The organism is Enterococcus sp. AZ188, assembly GCF_050544075.1.
Taxonomy (GTDB): domain Bacteria; phylum Bacillota; class Bacilli; order Lactobacillales; family Enterococcaceae; genus Enterococcus_D; species Enterococcus_D entomosocium.
Genome location: NZ_CP172943.1, coordinates 3719297 through 3739946 on the forward strand (window position 1 = coordinate 3719297; position 20650 = coordinate 3739946).

Annotated in this window: 23 protein-coding genes and 1 riboswitch; of the genes, 4 read left to right on the top strand and 19 right to left on the bottom strand. The window is 45.3% G+C overall.

Annotated features, from left to right (window positions below; translation table 11 throughout):
• Positions 1–9 precede the first annotated feature (9 nt).
• From IGI86_RS17080 to IGI86_RS17095, 4 genes are all read right to left on the bottom strand, one after another.
• The gene (locus IGI86_RS17080; RefSeq protein WP_086332810.1) at positions 10–894 is read right to left on the bottom strand and encodes a YicC/YloC family endoribonuclease; all 885 of its coding nucleotides are present in this window, start codon (positions 892–894) and stop codon (positions 10–12) included.
• Positions 895–921: 27 nt separating this feature from the next.
• Positions 922–1137, bottom strand: a complete 216-nt coding sequence (locus IGI86_RS17085) for a YdbC family protein (RefSeq protein ID WP_005230288.1) — start codon at positions 1135–1137, stop codon at positions 922–924.
• The gene (locus IGI86_RS17090) at positions 1130–2794 is read right to left on the bottom strand and encodes a patatin-like phospholipase family protein (RefSeq protein ID WP_430617620.1); all 1665 of its coding nucleotides are present in this window, start codon (positions 2792–2794) and stop codon (positions 1130–1132) included. The genes IGI86_RS17085 and IGI86_RS17090 overlap by 8 nt, the downstream gene beginning before the upstream one ends.
• 75 nt (positions 2795–2869) lie before the next feature.
• Positions 2870–3586, bottom strand: a complete 717-nt coding sequence (locus IGI86_RS17095) for a class A sortase (protein WP_005232974.1) — start codon at positions 3584–3586, stop codon at positions 2870–2872.
• Between the two features lie 231 nt (positions 3587–3817).
• Between IGI86_RS17095 and IGI86_RS17100 the strand changes: the two genes are divergently transcribed.
• On the top strand, positions 3818–4606 hold the full coding sequence (locus tag IGI86_RS17100) for a hypothetical protein (RefSeq protein ID WP_005232973.1): 789 nt from the start codon (positions 3818–3820) through the stop codon (positions 4604–4606).
• 54 nt (positions 4607–4660) lie between these two features.
• Here the strand turns inward: IGI86_RS17100 and thiT are convergent, their stop codons facing one another.
• The 7 genes from thiT to IGI86_RS17135 all read right to left on the bottom strand — a co-directional run bounded on the left by thiT (position 4661) and on the right by IGI86_RS17135 (position 11630).
• Positions 4661–5233, bottom strand: a complete 573-nt coding sequence (gene thiT / locus IGI86_RS17105) for an energy-coupled thiamine transporter ThiT (RefSeq protein ID WP_430599755.1) — start codon at positions 5231–5233, stop codon at positions 4661–4663.
• A 52-nt stretch (positions 5234–5285) separates the two neighbouring features.
• Positions 5286–5387: riboswitch (TPP riboswitch) on the bottom strand.
• A gap of 181 nt (positions 5388–5568) precedes the next feature.
• Positions 5569–6543, bottom strand: coding sequence for a ribose-phosphate diphosphokinase (locus tag IGI86_RS17110; RefSeq protein WP_008381705.1), 975 nt, complete (start codon positions 6541–6543; stop codon positions 5569–5571).
• Between the two features lie 116 nt (positions 6544–6659).
• Positions 6660–8033, bottom strand: a complete 1374-nt coding sequence (gene glmU / locus IGI86_RS17115) for a bifunctional UDP-N-acetylglucosamine diphosphorylase/glucosamine-1-phosphate N-acetyltransferase GlmU (protein ID WP_008381702.1) — start codon at positions 8031–8033, stop codon at positions 6660–6662.
• 177 nt (positions 8034–8210) lie between these two features.
• Complete coding sequence (gene purR, locus IGI86_RS17120; RefSeq protein WP_008381701.1) at positions 8211–9035, bottom strand: pur operon repressor; 825 nt, start codon at positions 9033–9035, stop codon at positions 8211–8213.
• A 151-nt stretch (positions 9036–9186) separates the two neighbouring features.
• Positions 9187–10017 carry a metal ABC transporter permease gene (locus IGI86_RS17125; protein ID WP_005230272.1) on the bottom strand — a complete coding sequence of 277 codons (831 nt, stop codon included), beginning with the start codon at positions 10015–10017 and terminating at the stop codon, positions 9187–9189.
• Positions 9990–10670: a metal ABC transporter ATP-binding protein gene (locus IGI86_RS17130; RefSeq protein WP_005232967.1), complete on the bottom strand. Its 681-nt coding sequence runs from the start codon at positions 10668–10670 to the stop codon at positions 9990–9992. The genes IGI86_RS17125 and IGI86_RS17130 overlap by 28 nt, the downstream gene beginning before the upstream one ends.
• Before the next feature lie 12 nt (positions 10671–10682).
• Positions 10683–11630 carry a metal ABC transporter substrate-binding protein gene (locus tag IGI86_RS17135; RefSeq protein ID WP_034878800.1) on the bottom strand — a complete coding sequence of 316 codons (948 nt, stop codon included), beginning with the start codon at positions 11628–11630 and terminating at the stop codon, positions 10683–10685.
• A 306-nt stretch (positions 11631–11936) separates the two neighbouring features.
• On the opposite strand from IGI86_RS17135, the gene IGI86_RS17140 reads away from it, so the two are divergent.
• Positions 11937–12116, top strand: coding sequence for a hypothetical protein (locus IGI86_RS17140; protein WP_005232965.1), 180 nt, complete (start codon positions 11937–11939; stop codon positions 12114–12116).
• Between the two features lie 179 nt (positions 12117–12295).
• Here IGI86_RS17140 and ispE read toward each other — a convergent pair whose 3' ends face one another.
• Positions 12296–13147 (bottom strand): 4-(cytidine 5'-diphospho)-2-C-methyl-D-erythritol kinase, encoded by an 852-nt coding sequence (gene ispE / locus IGI86_RS17145; protein ID WP_086298909.1) that lies wholly within the window; start codon positions 13145–13147, stop codon positions 12296–12298.
• 174 nt (positions 13148–13321) lie between these two features.
• On the opposite strand from ispE, the gene IGI86_RS17150 reads away from it, so the two are divergent.
• Positions 13322–13729 (top strand): Hsp20/alpha crystallin family protein, encoded by a 408-nt coding sequence (locus IGI86_RS17150; protein WP_034871953.1) that lies wholly within the window; start codon positions 13322–13324, stop codon positions 13727–13729.
• A 56-nt stretch (positions 13730–13785) separates the two neighbouring features.
• Here IGI86_RS17150 and IGI86_RS17155 read toward each other — a convergent pair whose 3' ends face one another.
• The 3 genes from IGI86_RS17155 to IGI86_RS17165 all read right to left on the bottom strand — a co-directional run bounded on the left by IGI86_RS17155 (position 13786) and on the right by IGI86_RS17165 (position 15717).
• Positions 13786–14541, bottom strand: coding sequence for a DUF6681 family protein (locus IGI86_RS17155; protein WP_086298910.1), 756 nt, complete (start codon positions 14539–14541; stop codon positions 13786–13788).
• 8 nt (positions 14542–14549) lie between these two features.
• On the bottom strand, positions 14550–14984 hold the full coding sequence (locus IGI86_RS17160) for a hypothetical protein (protein ID WP_061053506.1): 435 nt from the start codon (positions 14982–14984) through the stop codon (positions 14550–14552).
• Positions 14985–15165: 181 nt separating this feature from the next.
• Positions 15166–15717, bottom strand: a complete 552-nt coding sequence (locus IGI86_RS17165) for a hypothetical protein (protein WP_061053507.1) — start codon at positions 15715–15717, stop codon at positions 15166–15168.
• A gap of 124 nt (positions 15718–15841) precedes the next feature.
• On the opposite strand from IGI86_RS17165, the gene IGI86_RS17170 reads away from it, so the two are divergent.
• Positions 15842–16354 carry a type 1 glutamine amidotransferase domain-containing protein gene (locus tag IGI86_RS17170; protein ID WP_008381689.1) on the top strand — a complete coding sequence of 171 codons (513 nt, stop codon included), beginning with the start codon at positions 15842–15844 and terminating at the stop codon, positions 16352–16354.
• 135 nt (positions 16355–16489) lie between these two features.
• On the opposite strand, the gene IGI86_RS17175 is transcribed toward IGI86_RS17170, so the two are convergent.
• The 4 genes from IGI86_RS17175 to IGI86_RS17190 form a co-directional block, all read right to left on the bottom strand.
• Entirely contained in the window at positions 16490–16789 is a 300-nt protein-coding gene (locus tag IGI86_RS17175) for a hypothetical protein (RefSeq protein WP_005232957.1), read from the bottom strand.
• Positions 16790–16964: 175 nt separating this feature from the next.
• Positions 16965–18113, bottom strand: a complete 1149-nt coding sequence (locus IGI86_RS17180) for a mannitol-1-phosphate 5-dehydrogenase (protein WP_005232956.1) — start codon at positions 18111–18113, stop codon at positions 16965–16967.
• Between the two features lie 22 nt (positions 18114–18135).
• The gene (locus tag IGI86_RS17185; RefSeq protein WP_005230254.1) at positions 18136–18573 is read right to left on the bottom strand and encodes a PTS sugar transporter subunit IIA; all 438 of its coding nucleotides are present in this window, start codon (positions 18571–18573) and stop codon (positions 18136–18138) included.
• Positions 18574–18588: 15 nt separating this feature from the next.
• Positions 18589–20361, bottom strand: a complete 1773-nt coding sequence (locus tag IGI86_RS17190) for a PTS mannitol transporter subunit IICBA (protein WP_194199864.1) — start codon at positions 20359–20361, stop codon at positions 18589–18591.
• Positions 20362–20650 lie beyond the last annotated feature (289 nt).

Below are 20650 nucleotides of genomic sequence, written 5' to 3' on the forward strand. Positions count from 1 at the left end.
TCATTCCTCCTACTCGATGTTTTGAACTTGTTCTCTGATTTTCTCAATGATCGTCTTCATTTGGACGACACTGTTTTTGATTTGGATCGGACTCGATTTTGAACCAATCGTATTGACTTCTCGGTTCATCTCTTGGATCAAGAAATCCAGTTCTCGACCTATTGGTGTCTCGGCTGCCAGCAGCTCCGTCATCGTCGTTAAATGGATACTTAAACGATCCAGTTCTTCGTGGATATCGCCGCGTTCCAATAAAATCGCCAACTCTGTCAGTAAACGATCGCGATCGACTTCTTCCCCTAGATAGGCAGTCAGTTTCTTTTCAAAGCGTTCTTGGTAGTCCGCCTCATAGAGGGTCACGAATTGTTTGAGTTCTGTTAGTTTTTCCTGCAGCTGTCGCTGGTTTTCTTGCAAGATCTGCAGAATGCCTTGCCCTTCCACCCAGCGGCTTTGGTCGATCGCTGCCAACGCTTGGTCTAATGCTTCCATCACGCCATCGGCTAAGGTGCTTTCTTCTGGCTCTTGATCAGAGATCGTTAGAAAAGCTTCATGGAGCAGGAATTGTTCCAGCAATGCTGCTTTTGGCAGCTCTGCTAGGTCAAAACGGTCTTTGGCTTCGGTATCGATCTCCTGCATGAAACGTTCCAGCAAGTCCCATTGGATCTCGATCTGTTTCGTATTTGCGGTTTTTTCTTTTAACGTCACATACAGTTCGATCCGCCCCCGCTGGAGGGTCTGCTTGATCGACTGCCGTAAAGCACCTTCTAGAGGATTCAATTGTTTGGGCATTCGCAGCTGCAGGTCCAAAAAGCGCTGATTGACACTTTTGATCTCAATTTCGATCTGCACATCTGGCGTTTCTGCACTGCCTTTGCCAAAACCAGTCATACTTTTCATTTGATCACTCCTTACCATTTTGCTTTCTTACATGGAAAGCAGGGCTTTTTTAAGTTCTGCAAATTCTTCATTGGATAAGGTCACGCCTTTGCCCATCTTCTCGTGCTCTGGACCCCAATCTCTCAGATCAAATTTTGGCGGACGCCCATTCCAGCTCACCAAATTCAATTCTTTGCGCCAGCCTCTTTGATTTTCCGAAAGCACGGCGATCTCTTCAACGATTTCATACGAAAATTTATCCATTTTCTGCTCCTTTCAAAAGATAGTGACTATACGCTGCCATTAAAGCAGTCAGCGGGTAACGCCGACGAATCTGCTGAATGGCGGGCAGATTCAATTGCTGCGTCCGATAAAAAAAGAAAAAGCGGTTTTGCTCGGACAAGACAAAAAAACGGTCGCGATAATAACTCAGCCACTCTGTGATCGACCAGGCATCGGCTTCTTCCACTGCCTTTAGCGCAATTTTCTCAGCTAAAGCCGTTAGAATCGTTTCCTGCTCATAAATCACCGTAGGCGCTAGATACAATACTTTCGCGGTACACTCTATCAGTATACGCCCCCACTGCTCAAATGGCACATCCTGTTGATAGAATTTACGCATTTTTTTCCAAAATTCTTTTTTCTTTAGTTCCTGATAAAGCAACGGGTCTGTCTGGCGTAGCTCTTTCAAAAAGCCCCGCCATAACGGCTGAAAATCAACCGTCTTTTCAAAGGTATACCAATGGCCTTGGTATTTGCCGAACACTTTCAAGGTTTCCAAATAGCCCAAGGTCATATTATCCAGCGAACGCTGGGCATCAAAAACCAAAAAGCTGCCTAAGGACCAAGGAGACCCTAACGAAAGTTGCGCAGTTTCTTCCGTCAAAACCGTCCTTTTATTGATGCCGGGTCCTTGGACATCCACGGCGATACATTCCGTTGCCCCTTGCTGTAGAGCGACATCGATGGGCAGGTTATTGCGATAGCCGCCATCAATGTAATAGACGTCATTAATTTTTTGCGCCTGCATCGCTGGATAAAATGAGGCTGATGCCAATAACCAATGCAGGTTTTCTTCTACTGCTGATGGATCAAAGGCATAAACCGTCTCCTTGAAATCTGGCAGACGAGTCGTACAGATCAGCAAACGACAAGCAGTTTGGCTGAATTTATCTTGATCAAAGGTCTTTTGCAAAAGCTTTGCCAACGGTTCGGTACTGGCACCGTTGCTTTTGACCGCTTCGCGGACCAGCGAATTGGCTTGATTCATCAAATCTCGCAGTGTTTGGGCACGTACCGAAGCAAGCGGATAGTGCAATACTTGCTCGTTAGAGATATTTGCCCATAAATCGACGGCCGCTTCCACATCGTTCATTAAAATCAAGGCGCCATTCAAGGCACCGACGGAAGTTCCCGTGATCCATTCAAAGGTGATGCCCCGTTCTTGCAGCGCTTGCCAAACCCCGATTTGATACGCCCCATGAGCACCGCCACCGCCTAAAACCAGCGCCGTCTGATAAGCTAGCGCTTTTTGATACCCTTGAGGGACCACCTGATACCCTTGCTGGATAAACCACTCCGCCAAGGGGGTCCGATGAGGAAGCTGCCACAAGACGGCTGCTACAAAGCGACTGCGGGCGAAGTTTTCTGTCACGGCCAGCAGTTGTTTCCAAGTAAACTCGGCGGCCGCTTCCACCAGCAGATTGGTGATAGTCAGTGTCTTTTGGTCAAAATCAAACTGCCCAGCAAGGTAAAGACGTCCGTAACGGCTGTCGATCTGCCAGCCCTGCTGCGCTATATCGGCTAGAAAGGCTCGTCGCGCTTTTGAATGCGACTCAAAAAAGGAAAAGACGAGTCGGCTTTCTTGAAATCCTGCCCTTTGTGCAAGAAAATCGATCGAAGTCAGTTTTTTCACTTTCATCAAGACGCCTCCTTATGCAAAAAAGAATAGACGAATGACACGCCAGCTGCCGTACCACTCGAGCTATTCTTTTGATTAAAATGTTCGTTGTGCCATGTTGAATGCTGCCAACATCTCATCCGTTGCTTCGTCGACAGGCGTTACAGATTCCAGATCACCTTGGATCACACGACGGGTGACACCGCCCATTTCCCCACAGGTGATCAGCGTGATCATTTTGCGGCCTTCTACTTCGTCAAGCAAATAAACATCGGTCGGGTCGACCCGCACAGAAGAAGTCGCAGTATACGTGTAAATATTTTCCAGATCGGTCACATAGATAGCCGCCCCGATCGCGACATCATCCAATGGTGTAAACAGGAGCTCTGGCGATTGAGCGCGATGGCTAGCTAACGCGTAATTGCCTTCCCCCATTTTTTGGGTGGGACTTAACGTACCAGCACCATACAGCAAGGCCTCGTTGGCCAAGCCTTTAAAAATCGGCAGATTGATCCCAACACTGGGAACCGCCACGCCGCCGATCACTGGCAAAGCTTTGTTGCTCAGCTGCGCCCGTAAGACTGCTTCTGAACTTGCCGGCTCCACGGCATCAAAATCAAAGGTCGCTTCCGCTTCCATATTTTTTTCGACCTCACTACGATCAATGGTGCCGACTGCGTATGCTTCACCTGTTTGTTTAATAAAATAATTTTTGATTTGATTATTAAAAATCAATGCTAAACCAATCAATAACAGCACAAGCAAAAAGAGATTGCTCAGCCAATTCGAAAGTCTGCTTTTCTTTTTTCTCATAGGTTCTCGTCTCCATTAGTTTCTTCTTTTATCATACCAAAATCCTCATAAAGACGCCAATTTTGGCCAGTTTTTTTACGAAAAGACAAGATTTGCCTTTTTTTGTCGAAAAAGGGAACTTAAAAATTGTTTTTTCTGTTATTTTGTAATATAACTTTAAACGAAAAGATACAAGCAATTTTCAGCGCTTTGTTGTAGAATGAACTTAGTATATAGGAGGGATCGATCGGCATGTCTAACACGATTTACGTACATATTGATACAACCAGCAATGCCGTCTTGACCCGCGGGCTTGCCCCCCAAGATTTTAACAAGAGCATCGTCCATCAGCCCAAGAATTTGCTCTTGCTTGATCCTTCCAGTGATTTCGGCGAATTCGACGGTCATACGGGCTTAAAAGTGATACGCGGAATGGAAGATGTCCAACTGTTTTTTCAGCAAATCAACAAAGGTCGCATTGCCGAAGAAATGAAGTGGATCGATTTTAATGATTACGAGATGGTCAAAGAATTGACGCCTTTAGAGATCTCCGAATTGTTATATTTTGGCCACATGAAGACACACCTCCACTCCCCTTTCTTTTACAAACTGCAAAATAACTTTGTTTTCTTTGACTTAAAAGATGCACGTTCCCGCGTTTATTATCGTTACTTAGATGAGTATTACCGGATCTTGGCGGATCGGATCACCCGCATCGTCTTAGAAAAAATCAATGATCGCCTCTCCTTTTTTAAAAAAGCAACACCGGTGGAAAAACTCGATTTTAATTTGCTGAAAGAGTTGCGGGGAATCATGCAAGAAGGCATCGTCTTCTGTCTGACACAAGAACAACTGATCGATAAAACTTATACGATCCCAATCTATCTGTCAGAAGATGCTGGCTTGAAAAGCACATTGGTCAATCAAAAAGAGTTAGATCAAATTGCAGTTTTGCGCTACTCAGCCAGCAAAAAAAACTGGTCGTTGGAAATTGATCAAGAAGATTTGGCTTTTGGCTTTTTCGACAAAAAAATGTCTTGATGCTTCTCTTTTTCAAAGAGCATCAAGACATTTTTTATGATTTCATTTCTAAAACTAAGCTTTAGGCACAAATAATTTCGGGGCTGCCTTGACTAAGAGACCTAGGACGACCCCTACATAAACGATATTGATAATGACCGATGATCCATTGAAGATCAAGGAATACAGATACGGACTTTGTCCTGGCGGTGCGTACATTCCCCAGACAAAGACTCCAGCCCAATAATGCCAAAACCAACGGCTGATCACCGCCACGATGCCCCCTAAGACGACATACCACGTAACGGTTTTGCTGTTTTGACGGATCGCTTGTTGGATTTTATTAGCAAACAAGCCGCCCATCCCGCCAAAAGCAAAGGCAAAGGGGTATTCAAAGATGATCTGTGGAACGGTGATAAAGTTACGCATGGCGCTACCAATCAAAATATTCAGCAAGCCCCAAATAAATCCCGCCGTCATTCCCGGCAGCACCCCGCGACGATACGAATACAAGACCAAGGGCACGAGCCCTAGAGACAAGTCGATACTGGAATTGGCTGTCTGGATCGGGATATACGACAAGACGACCCCGATAGCAGCAATCATCGTTCCTTCCGTCCACACTTGCAGCGACATTTTTCGTTTCAAAAAAAACTCCTCCTTTAGAATCATCACAATTCACAAAGGAGAAGTGTTAGACACTTCAACTCGTCACAATTCCTACGTTCGCATGATCGAAACAGGTACGAAGGGTTTAGAGTACTCTCATTCTCAGCCTTTGCAGACTCCCCTTTGTGATTAGATTCTATTTTATTTTGTGCTTGCGTTTCGCAAGTCACTTTCAAGAATACCATAAATTGATGAAAAGAAACATGACTGCGATCGTTTTTTCTAAAAACATCCTGAAACTCCTCAGAAAAAAACAACCAATGAGCGGTTAAAGACCGACCATTGGTTGTTGTTCTCATGCTTATGAGGCACGATTAAATTGATAATTTTGATTCAAACAGTGGACTTACTGGTTTGTTCTCATGGATTCGTTTGATCGCTTCGCCCATCAAGGCACCAACACTGATCTCATCGATTTTTTTCGACTTACGGTCTTCTGGCAAGTAAATCGAATCTGTCACAACTAGATGCTCAATGGCCGAATCTTCGATCCGTTCCAAGGCAGGTCCTGACAAGACAGGGTGAGTACATGAGGCGTAAACACTTTTGGCACCTGCTTGTTTCAACGCATTCGCAGCCAATGTGATGGTACCAGCAGTATCGATCATATCGTCGATCAAGACACAAGTTTTGCCTTCAACATGACCAATGATATTCATGACTTCCGCTACGTTGGCTTTCGGACGACGTTTGTCGATGATCGCGATTGGTGACTTAAGAAACTCAGCTAATTTGCGGGCACGAGTCACGCCACCGTGGTCTGGTGAAACGACTACGACGTCATCGCCTTGAATGCCTCTTTCCAAGAAGTAGTTGGCGATCAATGGTGCACCCATCAAGTGGTCAACTGGGATATCAAAGAACCCTTGAATCTGTGAAGCATGCAAATCCAGTGTAACCATACGGTTCGCACCGGCTTTTTCGATCATGTTTGCTACAAGTTTTGCGGTGATTGGTTCTCTTGATCGCGCTTTGCGGTCTTGTCTTGCATAACCATAATAAGGCATTACTACATTGATCGTCTTCGCACTGGCGCGCTTCAAAGCATCGATCATGATCAGCAATTCCATTAGGTTATCGTTTACAGGGCTGCTGGTTGATTGAATCACGTAGACGTGGGCACCACGAATACTTTCTTCAATATTCACTTGGATTTCACCATCGCTAAATTGTTTGACTGAACACTTACCTAATTCAACACCTACTGCAGCTGCGATTTTTTCCGCCAAAGGACGATTTGAGTTCAGAGAAAAAATCTTCAATCTTGGATCAAAATAATGATTTGACATGAGAACCTCCACTTTCTTTGCGTTCATCTAGAAAAAAATGACTCCTTTTTACTAGAATCTTCTTCCTAATAAATAGTAGTCATTTTTCCTTAAGAAATCAAGTCATTTCGCTATTTCTAATTTAGATAAGGTAACTTTTTCGCGTAATCCGCTTTATTTTCCTGACGGGCGCGGGCAATCGCCATACTGTGTTTAGGAACATCTTTGGTGATCGTTGAGCCAGCAGCGATCATCGTTTCCTCTTCGATGGTCAAGGGTGCAACCAGATTAGACCCGGAGCCGATAAAGCAATTGTCCCCGACAGTCGTTTTAAATTTGCTCTTGCCGTCATAATTAACAAAGACTACACCGCAGCCGACGTTGATGTTTTTGCCTAAGGTTGCATCACCGACATAGGACAAGTGTCCGACTTTGGTGCCTTCACCAATCGTCGCATTTTTGATTTCCACAAAGTTACCGATATGGGCATGGGCCAAAATTTCCGCATTGGGGCGAAGGTGGGCATTGGGACCGACATCGGCGCCATCATGAATGATGCTCTCCTCGATCGTCGATGCCTTGATCGTCACTTGGTTGCCGATCTTGCTGTCTTCAATTTCAGAAGCTGCCGTAATGACACAGTCTTCTCCGATCGTCGTCTGCCCTTTGATGATCACACCGGCTTCGATCAAGGTATCTGAACCAATCACAACGCCTTCGTCGATATAAGTCGTCGCCGGGTCGATCAAGGTCACGCCGTTTTGCATGTGTTGACGGTTGATCCGCTGGCGCATCAAGCGATTGGCTTCGGCTAAGGCGATGCGGTCGTTGACTCCTAAAGATTCATGGAAATCTTCGGTTTGATAAGCAGCGATGATTTTGCCGTCTTCCTTTAAGATCTCGATAATATCAGTCAAGTAGTACTCCCCTTGGGCATTGTCCGTATCTAATTTTGCCAAGGCGTCAAATAACAATTCATTGTCAAAGCAATACGTGCCTGTATTGATTTCTTGGATCAGTGCTTCTTCGGTCGACGCATCTTTTTGCTCGACGATTTTTTCCACGATGCCGACATGATCCCGTACGATCCGGCCATAGCCCGTTGGGTCTGCCGCTTGTGCCGTCAAGATCGTTGCCGATGCATTTTTCCCTTGATGGTAATCGAACAAGTTATTCAAGGTTTCCGTCGTCAATAACGGCGTATCCCCACTAATTACTAAGGTCGTGCCTTTTTTGCCCTTTAAAAATGATTCGGCTTGAACGACAGCGTGACCGGTACCTAATTGTTCGGCTTGTAAGGCGTAATTGGTGCGATCCCCCAGTTGCTCCTTGACCATTTCCGCCCCGTGACCAACGATCGTCACGATCTCTTCAGGACTTGTTTCCACCACTCGGTTCATGATGTGCTCCACCATTGGCTTACCGCAAACCGGATGTAACACTTTATATAACTTCGATTTCATGCGCGTGCCTTTTCCAGCCGCTAAAATTATTGCAAAACGTGCGTCCACGTATTCCACTCCTATCAATCTGAACGATTTTTGTTCATTGAATTTCCTATAAACAGTTTAGCCCAAGTACTTGTAAATTTCAACGATTTAAGGAATCTCCACCTAGACCAATCAAAAAAAGACTGGCAGCCGCCGTTCGAAAAACAGCTGCTTGCGCCAGTCTAAGAGCCACAAAAATCAGGCTTTTTTCTCAAAATAATTTCCCGGTACTACCGAGATCGTTTTGGTCTGGGTATCGACATCTTCAACATACAGCAGAGAGCTGTAATCGCTGATGGCCCGCTTGCCTTTGAATTTCGTTTCGGCAAAAACCGTAATACCGACTAATTCGGCCTCAAATTCTTCAATCAAGCTCTTCATCCCATTGACCGTGCCGCCGCCTTTCATAAAGTCATCAACCACCAATACTCTAGAGCCGCGCTTTAAGCTGCGTTTGGATAATTCCATTTTTTCGATCCGCTCTGAAGAACCAGAGACATAATTGACACTCACGGTCGAGCCTTCAGTGATCTTGGAATCACGACGCACGATCACGAAGGGAACATTCAAGTAGTAAGAGACTGCTTGAGCGATCGGAACTCCTTTAGTAGCAACGGTCATCACCGCATCGATTTGTTCGCCTAAATATTTGGAAGCGATGATGCGGCCGACTTGGCGCAGCAATTCCGGTTCGCCCAATAAGTCAGATAGATAGACATAGCCGCCAGGCAACAAACGGTCTTGCTCAGACAAGCGTTTTGCCAGCCCTTCAACGTACGCATACGCTTCTTCTTCAGAAATTTCAGGCACAAAAAAAACACCGCCAGCAGCGCCTGGCACGGTATCAAGAATGCCTGTTCCTCGTTCTTTAAAGGTCTTTTTGATAATAGATAAATCTTCGCTAATCGATGATTTTGCAGAGGCATATCGTTTAGAAAAGAAGGACAATGAAATCAATTCATGGGGATGATTCAACAAGTAATGTGTCATATCGATCAGTCGTTCACTTCGACGTATTTTCACACCGGACAACTCCTTTAGTTTATTCGCCTTATTATAAGGCTTTTTCGGGATAAATGCGAGCATTATCTGAAATATTGCTTATATCGTTCGGTTTTGATTAGAGTTTAAAAAAAAGAAACGAAAATTCTTCGTTTCTTTTTCATAAAGCCCTTTATTTGAGGCGTTGTTTTCGTTGCACGAGGATCACGATGCGTTTGATCAAATTGATTACTAAGAAAAGAGCGATAAAAACCAGCGTGATCGTCGCTCCCGGTGGTGTGTCCAAATAAAAGGAACTGGTCAAACCAGACATCATCCCAATCATGCCAATCACGACACTGATCAAAATCACCGCGTTGAAGCTTTTGCCTAAACGCATACTGATGGCAGCTGGTAAAACCATGATCGCAGAGATCAGCAATGCACCCGCAATCGGGATCATCATGGCGATTGCCACCCCCGTCAAGACATTAAAGAGCATCGACATCACTCGCACAGGCAAGCCATCGACATGAGCGGTATCTTCATCAAAGGTCAAAATGTACATGGGCCGTTTGAATAAGAAAAATAAAGCAAAAACGACTAAAAACAAAAAGCCTAAGATCCAAACTTGCTCTTGTGTGATCGTAACGATCGACCCAAACAAATACGATTGGATACTCGTTGCGGAGTTCCCCCCGCTAAGGTTCATCAAGACGAGGGCTAACGCTAAACCGCCGGACATCAAAATGGCGATCGAAATCTCTGAATAACTGCGGTACAGTGTTCGCAAGTATTCCAAAATGATTGCGGCAATGACTACAATCAATAGCGTCGTCAAACTCGGATTTAGATTTAGAAAGAAGCCTAGTGCCACCCCTGCTAAAGAGACATGGGACAGCGTATCAGCCATCAATGACTGTCTTCGAATCACCAGAAAGACCCCTAGCATTGGTGCGATACCAGCAATAAAAATCGCCGCAAGAAAAGCTCTTCTCATGAATTCATATGAAAGCAGCGCCATGGTGAATCCTCCTTCCGCACTAAACGGATCTGACGGTCCGCATATTCTTTGATATCTTCGTGATCATGAGTGATCATCAAAATCGACTTGCCGTGGTCATGAGCATTGTGCCGCAGCAGTTCATAAAACAGATTGCGGGATTGTTCATCCATCCCCGTAGTCGGTTCATCTAAAATAAATAAATCAGGATCCGTGGCAAAGACCCGTGCCAAGCTGATCCGCTGTTTTTGGCCACCGGACAACTCACCGATCCGTTTATGACGCACGTCCCACATCCCGACGGCATCTAATGCACGGCGGACATGTTCATGGTCTCGTTTCGTCAGTCGCTTGAACCAACGATCTCTTGGGTAGCGGCCTGATTGGACCAATTCCAAAACGGTGCTGGGGAACCCGACGTTAAAGGAAGCAATCTGCTGAGGAATGTAGCCGATGCTTAATTTTTCACCAGCTGCATTCTTGGTCGCCAAGGTGACTGCTCCTTTAGAAGGTTTCAACAAACCAAGGGTTGCTTTGATCAAAGTAGATTTTGCCGCCCCATTTTCGCCGGTCAAAATCACGAATTCGCCGTCTTCAACAAAGTAAGAAATGTCTTCCAAGACGGGCTCATCATCATAATAAAAGGTCAAATCTTTTACATCGATATAACGCACGCAGGCGCCTCCTTAGTGAATACTTTTTTGTAATGCTGCCAAATTGTCTTCCATTACAGACAGGTATGTTTCGCCGTTATCCATCTGCTCTTGCGTCAAGCTTTCTAATGGATTCAAGACCGCTAACTCCACGCCCGTTTCAGAGGCTAAGGTCTCAGCCACCTTCGATGAGGCATTTTCTTCAAAATAGATAACTTTGACTTGTTTTTCTTCCACATATTCTTTCAGCTCAGCCAACCGACTTGGCGTTGGTTCTTGATCGGGTGAAATGCCCGAAATCGATTCTTCGACTAAATCATACTGCCGTGCCAAATAGCCAAAGGCTGCGTGCTGCGTAACGAAGGTTCGTTGGGTCGCATCCTTTAATGCCGCTTGGTAGGCTTCATCTAAAGCAGAAAGCTTTTCGATATAGGCAGCCGCATTTTCCGTAAAGGTTGCCTTTTGCTCAGGAAACTTCGCAATCAGGTCATCGCGGATCGTTTCTACTTCTTGGATCGCTAAGACTGGGTCAGTCCAAACATGAGGGTCATACGTATGATCATGGCCTTCATGGCTGTCTTCGTCCTCGTGACCATGCTCTTCCTCTGTGCCTTCCACCAACTGAATGTTTTTGGCCGCTTCAATCACTGCTGTTTGCTCAGGATCGACGGAATCCGTCAAACTAGCAACCCAAGTTTCTAGCTCAGGACTATTGTAGACAAAGGCATCTGCATCCATAATTTTGGTCATATCTTTGGCACTTGGCTCATAGTCATGAGGTTCTGTTCCTGCAGGGATCAGCAAGGAGACATCCGCTGCCTCACCTGCGACTTCTTTCGTAAATTCGTACATTGGGTAAAAGGTCGTGACGATCGACAGCTTTTCTGCGTCACTCGATTGACTTGTCGCTTCTTGCTGCCCACAAGCGCCAAGAAGCACGCCCCCTAAAAGGAGTGCTGTAGTAAGTAAGATTTTTTTCATCGGGATTTCCCCTTCCATTTGCTGGCTCATCTTTTTATTTTAAAACGGAACAACTCCGTTTTGTTAGCAAAAGTTACTCTATCAAATGATTTCCGGTTCGTCAAGACAAATCGTACGTTTTACGATTTAAAACTTTTATTTCGAGATAAATCGGAAAACATAGGAGAAAACGTTCATTTGAAGCGGATTCTTCTCTCGGGAACATCGTCTTATTTTACACCGTTGGCCATGCGATTCCTTTGTGATAACTTGAAAAATTAGAGAGTAAGTAGGATAATCATCTAAAAGCACTTGGAGGAAACGAAGATGAACGAATTTGTAACTGTGCCGCCAACTGTAAACAACAGCGAACTGCTGAATCGAATCGATTTACCGGAAGATCCTGCATCGCAGCAAACCGAAGAAATCCGCAAAACGATCGACAAACCATTGTACGAAGAAGACAAAAAGAAAAAATCCGCAAAGAAGCAGCACCAAAAAGAATAGCCTTTGCTTTAGGTAAAGAATCAGACCCCGACGTCTTTTTTTCGTCGGGGACTTTTGTGTAGGGCAGCTTCTAGATGCTTCCTCCCTACCTCAGCTGCCTTATTCTTTACTATTGAACTGGATTTTATAGAAGGAATGCAAAAAAACACAGGCGAATCCAGCCTGTGTCCTTGACTCATTCATTTCAATGTACGTACAAGATAAACCTCGTCGCAGAACCCTTTTAAGGCATTGTAGACCCGCTGTGCCCGTGAATATTTTTGACAAAGAGCAAAAACAGTCGGTCCGCTGCCGGTCATCAAGGCAACATCGGCACCATATTTCATCATGCGATCTTTGATCTGTTGGACGATCGGATACTTCGGGATCGTGATGGCTTCTAGGCTATTGCCCATGGCAGCGATCATAGCCGAGTAGTCTTCGGCTAAGACGGCGGCAGACAATGCTGCGATATCTGGATGGTGCAGTTGGTCTAGCTCGACTTCTTGAAAGATTTTCCCCGTTGAAACACTCAGACGAGGTTTGACTAAGATGACCCAACATTGCGGCATCGGCCGCAGCGGCGTCACCAGCTCCCCTTTTCCTGCAATATGAGCAGTGGTCCCATACAGACAATAGGGAACATCAGTACCAACTTCCATACCAATATCGATCAGCTCTGCCATGGAAAGATCCAAGTCCCAAAGGCGAACCATCCCCCGCAACGCTGCCGCACAATCCGTACTGCCACCCCCTAACCCAGCTGCCACCGGGATATTCTTGGTGATGCGAATGCGGATGCCTTTTTTGATACTATAGCGTTTTTTTAAAATACTGGCGGCCTGATAGACATTATTGCGTTTATCAATTGGTAAAAAAGCTTTGTTGGTTTCTACAATGATCTTATCTTCTGCTATCTCTTCCATTATCAGACGGTCGGCTAGATCAACACTAGACATCACCATTTCCAACTCATGGTAGCCGTCTGTTCTTTTCTCTAACACATCGAGACCGAGGTTGATCTTAGCTGGCGCTTTTTCAATAATCTCCATCTTCATTCATCCAATCATCTGATAGTTATTTAGTTCTATCATAGCAGATTCTTATAAGATAGTTGAGTGATTTCTCTTGTTTTTATGATTGTTGCCATTTTGGTTGCCCTTTGGCTTGGTTCCTCGTAAAATAGAGGTACCAACTCAATGGATAAAAGAAAGCGGGGGAACCACATGGCAAATTTGATTCCAAGAGATTTAGCAGGCGGCGAAGAACTATTAGGCAAATTAATGAACAGTTTTTGGCAAGAACGACAAATGAACACGGACATTAAAGAATACGAAGACAAGTATCTCGTTCAAGCAGATTTACCCGGCATCAAGAAAGAAAACATCCGCGTCAGTTACGTCAACAATACCTTGACGATTTCAGCGGCTCAAACGGAGACCACTGAAACCGAGGATGATTTCGGACATTATTTGCGCAAAGAACGCTCCAGCAGTGCCTATCAACGGACCTTCACCATCACAGACATTGATGACGAGTCCATCAAAGCAGTGTTTGAAGACGGCGTTTTGACCCTGACTTTACCGAAAGCTAGCTACAAAGACGCACCTGCAAAAAACATTCCGATCGAATAACCGAGATACCAAAAAGGCAGTCCCTTCAGAGAACGCTCTGGGGGAACTGCCTTTTCTTATTTGCGTGCTTGTCGTCGATATGCCTGTCTTGAGGTCTGTGGTTCTTCTTCGGAGACCTCTTTTTTGACGTACAATTTCAAACTGTAGGGTTCATGGTATTTGACATCATTTTTGACAAAATCACCGCCAGTGATAAATAAGCCCACTGGCTCTAAAGGTTGCTTGCCGGTCCATTGAATCGTGCCGACTTTCGTCATCTCCGTGTAGCTGGTCCCGATCTGCAATACGTACTCGTTTTTCCCTTGCTGTTTGACAAAATAGTAAGGGTACAAGGTATTTTTCGGGATCGTAAAGCCGTTGGATGACGGTTTGATCGCCAATTCTTCTTGAGCGATCAAGGTCTGCAAATGATTCGCCAATACCAGCTGATAGTCTTCTTCAAAATCGATCACCGCTTTTTCAGTCGTCAAACGATCAATGTCGGTGGTGCTGATAGTTTCCCCTTCAATATTGAAGACTTCATCCGGCAAGACTTTGACAAAGGTCTGAGTGACATCGAACTTCATATTTTTATTCAAGAAATAATAGAAGATATTCAGTACCCAAAAATAGACTAAGACCAAAAAGCCGATCGTATAAAGGATCGCTTGAAAATAGTTTTGGTTCGCAAACATTCCATAGACGATCCGCAAAATATACGCCGTTGGAATGATGCTGAGGATGGTATAGGCGCGATTCAAGTATTTGGGACTGATGTCAAGATAGCCCAAAAATTTGTGGATGCCGTTGATTAAATCTAAAATAAGCGTCATTTTCTCACCTACTCATTTCCTTGATTCTCATCCATGATCCCTTGTGGATCTGGCGTGGTTTCTTCACTTGAAGAAGGCGTTTCTTGATTGTTTTCCGGTGTCGCCGGTGAAACACTCTCATCGCTTGATGGTGTCGTTTCTGTCGGCACCGAAGAAGACGGGGTCGTTTCTGGTGTTACTACTTCACTGCTGGATGACGGTGTGTTCTGCTGGTCATCGTTCGTCGGTTGTGAGTCCGTGCTAGCAGGTGTTTGATTTTGACTGTCTTCCGTTATCGAAGACGGTGTGCTTTCACTTGGTGCTTGTTCGGTCGTTTCTGTCGTTTCCGTCGCACGACTTGGTTGGCGGTAACTGCCTGAATTCACCACGCCGGTGGCAGTGGCAATGATCGTTGATATCGTTAAAAGTGCAATTGGTTTTAAAATAGGCGGGACTTTTCGCATGATTCTCATCCTTTTCTTACCCGATTCTGCCCATCGGCAGTCTCGGTTCCTTCAGCCTCTTCTTACCTTTATAATCGTTTCTGACAAAAGGGTCAAGATTCCCGAGGCTTCTGTCGCAGGATTTAAAAAAAACTAAACATGTAACTGTTTTCACAAAAAATAACGACGACAGTTGCCGCCGCTACACAAGGTATTCATAAAACTTTTCAAAGGTCAGGTGCAACGTGCCATGGTAATCCCGTAAAAGGGCGGGCAATGCGATTACTTCTTCATGTTGGATCGGGGCATCGATTTGAATCACCGCTTGCTCATCATCCAGATAGTAGGAACTAAACAGCTCATCATCGGTGATTTCTTCTAATTGATTGGTCAGCTCTTCATAAAACTTTTCTACGATCGGTTCTGCCAACTCATCAAAGACCGGCTGCAAGGCTGCCTCTACAGCTGGAAAAGGCTGTGCGAGTAATTGCTGTCCGCTGAGGGAACGCCGGGTATTCTCATAGGTCAAATAAAGCAGGTCGAAATAATCCTCTTCTTCCCCGATCGCTTCTAGCGTCAAAAGGGCTTTTTCTACCAATGAAACCAAGGACGAGGATACCTCTTGATGCATCACCGCATCGACTTTTTCAAATAGTTGCTGTTTCTCGATGACAAATGTTTCTTCCATAAAAGTGAATTCCGCTTTTTCAAAGCAAAGGGGGGTATCAGAGATAAATAGTTGGATCGTTGCCATGGCGTTGCCTTCTTTCTTTTTCAAGCTGCAGACAAACAGATGATTTGTCAACAGCGAAAATCTTCGTTAGCATAAATAATAGCAGGTGAACAAATTGTTCATCAAGTAATAAGGAGGAGATCGAATGAGTAAAGTTGCTGTTATTGTCACTGATCTAGTTGAAGATGTTGAATTGACGTCACCAAAAGAAGCACTGGAAGCGGCCGGACATGAAGTAGTCGTTATTAGTAATGAAGGCGCCGAGACCGTAAAAGGCAAACAAGGTGGAACGTTTCCCGTTGATGCGGCCATCGATACGATCGATCCCGCCAGTTTTGATGCTTTGTTGATCCCAGGCGGTTTCTCCCCTGACCAATTACGGACCGATGAGCGCTATGTGTCATTGACGAAAGACTTTTTGACATCTGATCGTCCCGTCTTTGCCATTTGCCACGGCCCACAACTGTTTATCCAAACAGGACTGACGAAAGATTTGACCTTGACGGCTTATGATTCTGTGCGACCAGATTTAGCCTACGCAGGTGCCACTGTCAAAGATGAGCCCGTCGTGATCGACGAAACCTATCGGTTGATCACCAGCCGAAACCCAGATGACTTAGATGCCTTCAATCAAGCCATTACCGAGGCATTGAACTAACCACGAATAAGACTTGGTTTCTTAGAGAAAAAAAGCCGCCAGTTGCAGCGTTCGATCCTTCGTATCGATCGAGCTGCAGCTGAGCGGTTTTTTCTTGCGTAGCTTTTCAGTTTTCAGTGAATGGCTTTTTTCCTGTTACTCGTCAGAGGGCAACTCAAAACCATCGAAGGTCTCGCCATCATAGTAGCGCAATAATTCTTCCGTCGATAATAAGGAAGACGTCATTTCTTCCTGCGCCTCATTGACCTCTCGAAGTTGGGCAAGGTAAGCCGCGTAGGCTTCTGCCAACTGCCGGTAAACAGCTTGCCGCGATGTTCCTTCCCCTTGGATCGTCGGCAATTCACGGATAAAGGCCCGATAGACGGGGCGGTTTTCCTGCCATTCGATCGGCAACTCAATTACTTGAAGCTGGGCTTCTTCAAACCATCGTTCCATTGCTCTCCCTCATTTCTTTTCTTATTATCGTCAAGTTGGCAGCAAAGGTCAATCGGTGAGCCAAAAAACACAGAACAAGCGTTGAAAGAAATTGACCTATCCGCAAAAGCTCGCTTGTTGGGCTAGCTTTTACGGATGCGGCAATTTATCTGCTTGTTCTGTGTTTTACTCGTTTTTATGCGGCAACATACGCATATTTTTCAATGTTTTGTCGGATCGTTTCAATCATGTCTTCATCTTGCAAGCCTGTGATTTCTGCAATGACTTCCGGTAGTGATTTTTCATCCAAAAGTGCTTGCAATTGTTGGCTTTGCTCATCTTCAGGGTCTTTGTAGTTGAAGATCATGCCGATCGTTTCATAGAGATGATCTGGCTGCATATTGCGTTTTTCTAACTCAAGGACTGGTCGGATAAAGCGTTCTTCGGTCCCTAATTTGCGGACAGGTGTCCGTGCCACCCGAGTGATGGCATCGGAAATGTGTTTGTTTTTAAAGCGTTGGATGATTTTTTCGATATACCGTTCATGTTCTTCAGGATCAAAAGCCCATTTCTCAATTAAAAGCCGGCCAGTTTCTTCGAGAACGGATTTTAATTGGATCACCACTAAATGGTCCTGCATCGCTTCATCGATCGTCTGATAGCCTTGGAGGGCGCCTGTGTACGCTACCGTGGCATGACCCGTATTGACACTGAATAATTTCCGTTCAATATACGGTTCCAGATCCGCCACATAATGGACCCCTTGCAGATGGATCGAGGATTTCATCCCTGACTCTTGGATCACCCATTCGCAGAAGGGTTCTACTTGAACGAATAAGGGATCTTCATGGTGCTGCAGCGGTACGATGCGATCCACCGCTGCATCTGGAAAACCAACCGTCGCTTCCAACGCTGACCAATCCGCAATGTATTTTTGCACTTCGCTTTTTAAAAAGGTCGATCCGCCGATCATATTCTCACAGGCGATCACATCAATGGCTGGCTTGTCTGGGTGTTGCTGACGTGCTTCTAAGCCTTTGGCGATCAGCTCAGCGATATGCGGCAAAATGTTGGGACCAATGGCGGTCGTAAGGATGTCTGCCTCGGCGATCGCTTGGATCACCGCTTCTGGTTCTTTGGCATTGTTCAATCCTGTCACATGCTCGATGTGGATCTGTTCTTGGGTCTCATCGGCTAATTCGATGGTATACCCTTGTCTTGCTTTCAAGGCGTCAATGATCGTTTCATTGACATCAATAAATGTGATTTCAAAGTTGTTGGCAGCCAATATCTCGCCGATAAAGCCGCGACCAATATTACCTGCACCAAAGTGAACTGCCTTCATGTCTTGTATCCTCCTTAAATCCTTATGCTACGGTCAAACTTTGGGCGATTTCTTCTTTATCCAAAGCATCCGCCAATTCGACGACGTTATCGATATCACTGCAAAAGAGGGCGATTTGTTGGACCAATTGCAGATGATCTTCCCCTTTGCCCGCGATACCAAAAAGGACGGTGACGATTTTTTCTTCGTCCGCTGTACCGAAATTCACGCCATCAGGCACTTGCACGATACAGATACCTGATTTTTTGACGTATTTTTTGGCTTCATCCGTACCGTGAGGAATCGCAATAAAGTTCCCCATATAGACTGAGAGCATCTCGTCACGCTCAAGCATGGCTTCGACGTATTCTTTTTCCACACAGCCTGCCGCCAGCAGTTTTTCGCCGCAGTAACGAATGGCTTCTTCTTTGGTCGCAAATTGTTTGTTCAATTCAATCATGTCTTTTTCTAATACTTGCATTCGGCTCATCCTTTCTTAATTCGCTGCTTTGATCGATGCCACGATCCGTTGATAGTTCGTCGTTCCCATCAGATTATTAACGGATAGATGGATCGCTTCTGGCGCTGAGGTTTGCGCTTGCGGCGTTAAGGCTTCTTTTGTGATCACCAGGGAAGAGGCGTTGGCATGGAGATCATTGATATGGCTTTTTCTGATTGGCATCGTCAGAGCTTCTTTGGCTAAAAGATCTTGGAAGACTTTCTGAGCCATCGTTGCCGAACCTTTGCGATCATCGTGGGCCAAAATGATTTCACTGACTTGCTTAAGGTCATTGGCGGAAGGAACATCTGCCTGATTGCCTGCTTCAGACTTTTTTTCTAACTCCCCCGCTGTCTTTGTCCCTGACAATGTGGCTACGATTTCATCGTACCGTGGAGAGTTCAGGAAATTCTCAACCGCGACGAAAGTCGCATTTGGCGCTTTTTGTTTGGCACGTTCTTGCAATTCTTCTTGAGTGACGATCAATGTATTGGCATCGTCCGTCAAATTGTTGATGGCGGAATTCGAAACATTTTGTGGAAGACCCGCTTCTTTGACTTTTTTACGTAATATCGATGCCCCCATAGCACTGGAGCCCATGCCTGCATCACATGCGAAGATGATGCGATTGATGCCAGTCATTGGTTGAGCCGCCAAACCTTTGGCGCTGAGTTTTGCTGCTTGCGTTTGTTGTACTTTTTCTTCAAAATTATCCACCGTATCCTTCGCATCTGCTTTCAAGATCGCGGCAGCGACGATAAAGGACACGCCTGCTCCTACGGCAATTCCGGCTAAGACAGAAACGACACTCATCACCGAGTTGAATGGCGTCATTGCTAAGATCGCAATGATCGAACCTGGTGAAGCAGGTGCCCGTAAGCCTGCACCTAACAATTGGAAGGTAAAGCTTCCTGATACACCGCCGGCAATCACTGCTAAGAACATCAATGGTTTCATCATGACGTATGGGAAGTAGATCTCATGGATCCCACCGATAAAGTGAATGATGATCGCTCCAGGTGCCGAAGATTTCGCTGCTCCTTTTCCGAAGAAAGTGAAGGCTAGCAAGACTCCTAAACCAGGTCCAGGATTGGCTTCTAACAAGTAAAGAATCGATTTCCCAAATTCGCTGACTTGCTCAGTACCTAGTGGCGTCAAAATTCCATGGTTGATGGCATTGTTTAAGAATAGGATTTTTGCTGGTTCAATAAAAATATTGGCTAATGGAATCAAGTGGGCATTGACGATCACTTCTACCCCTGCTGCCATTGCTTGTGTCAAGGTGTTAACAACTGGCCCGATTGCTACAAAGCCCAGTAATGCTAAGGCAAAGCCAATCAAACCTGATGAAAAGTTGTTGACCAACATTTCAAAGCCAGCGCGAACTTTGTCTTGGAAGATCTCGTCAAATTTCTTGATGACCCAACCGCCTAAAGGACCCATGATCATCGCACCCAATAGCATTGGGATATCTGTTCCGACGATGACCCCCATCGTCGCGATCGCCCCAACCACGGCCCCGCGGTCGCCAGCAATCACTTTCCCGCCGGTATACCCGATCAAGATTGGGATCAAATACGTTAGCATTGGACCGACCATCGTTGCAAAAGCTTCATTTGGTAGATACCCATCTGGAATAAATAATGCCGTTAATACACCCCATGCAATCAATGCGCCGATATTTGGCATCACCATACTCGACAACGTACTGCCTAATTTTTGAACTTTTGCTTTTACTGATGATTTGGCTGCTTTTTGTGTCTGTTCCATTTTTTTCTCTCCTCTCGTCTGCTTACACCCTTATTGTAGGCGCTTCCCAAAACGGTCGAAAGTCGTACTTTGGCACAAAAAACTGTGCCAAAACTTGTAGCCAAACAGACAGAACAAAAAAAGGCGAGTAGCCCCTGCACTCGCTTATTTTTGTTATGTTTCACGTGGAGCATTTCTATCTGGTTTTTGCCAAAACACAAAAAAAAACGTGTACCCGCTCCTTCTACACAAGGTAGAAAGAGCGAGCACACGGAGGCAGCTCATTCACTCATTTCGTTCGCTTCTCTTG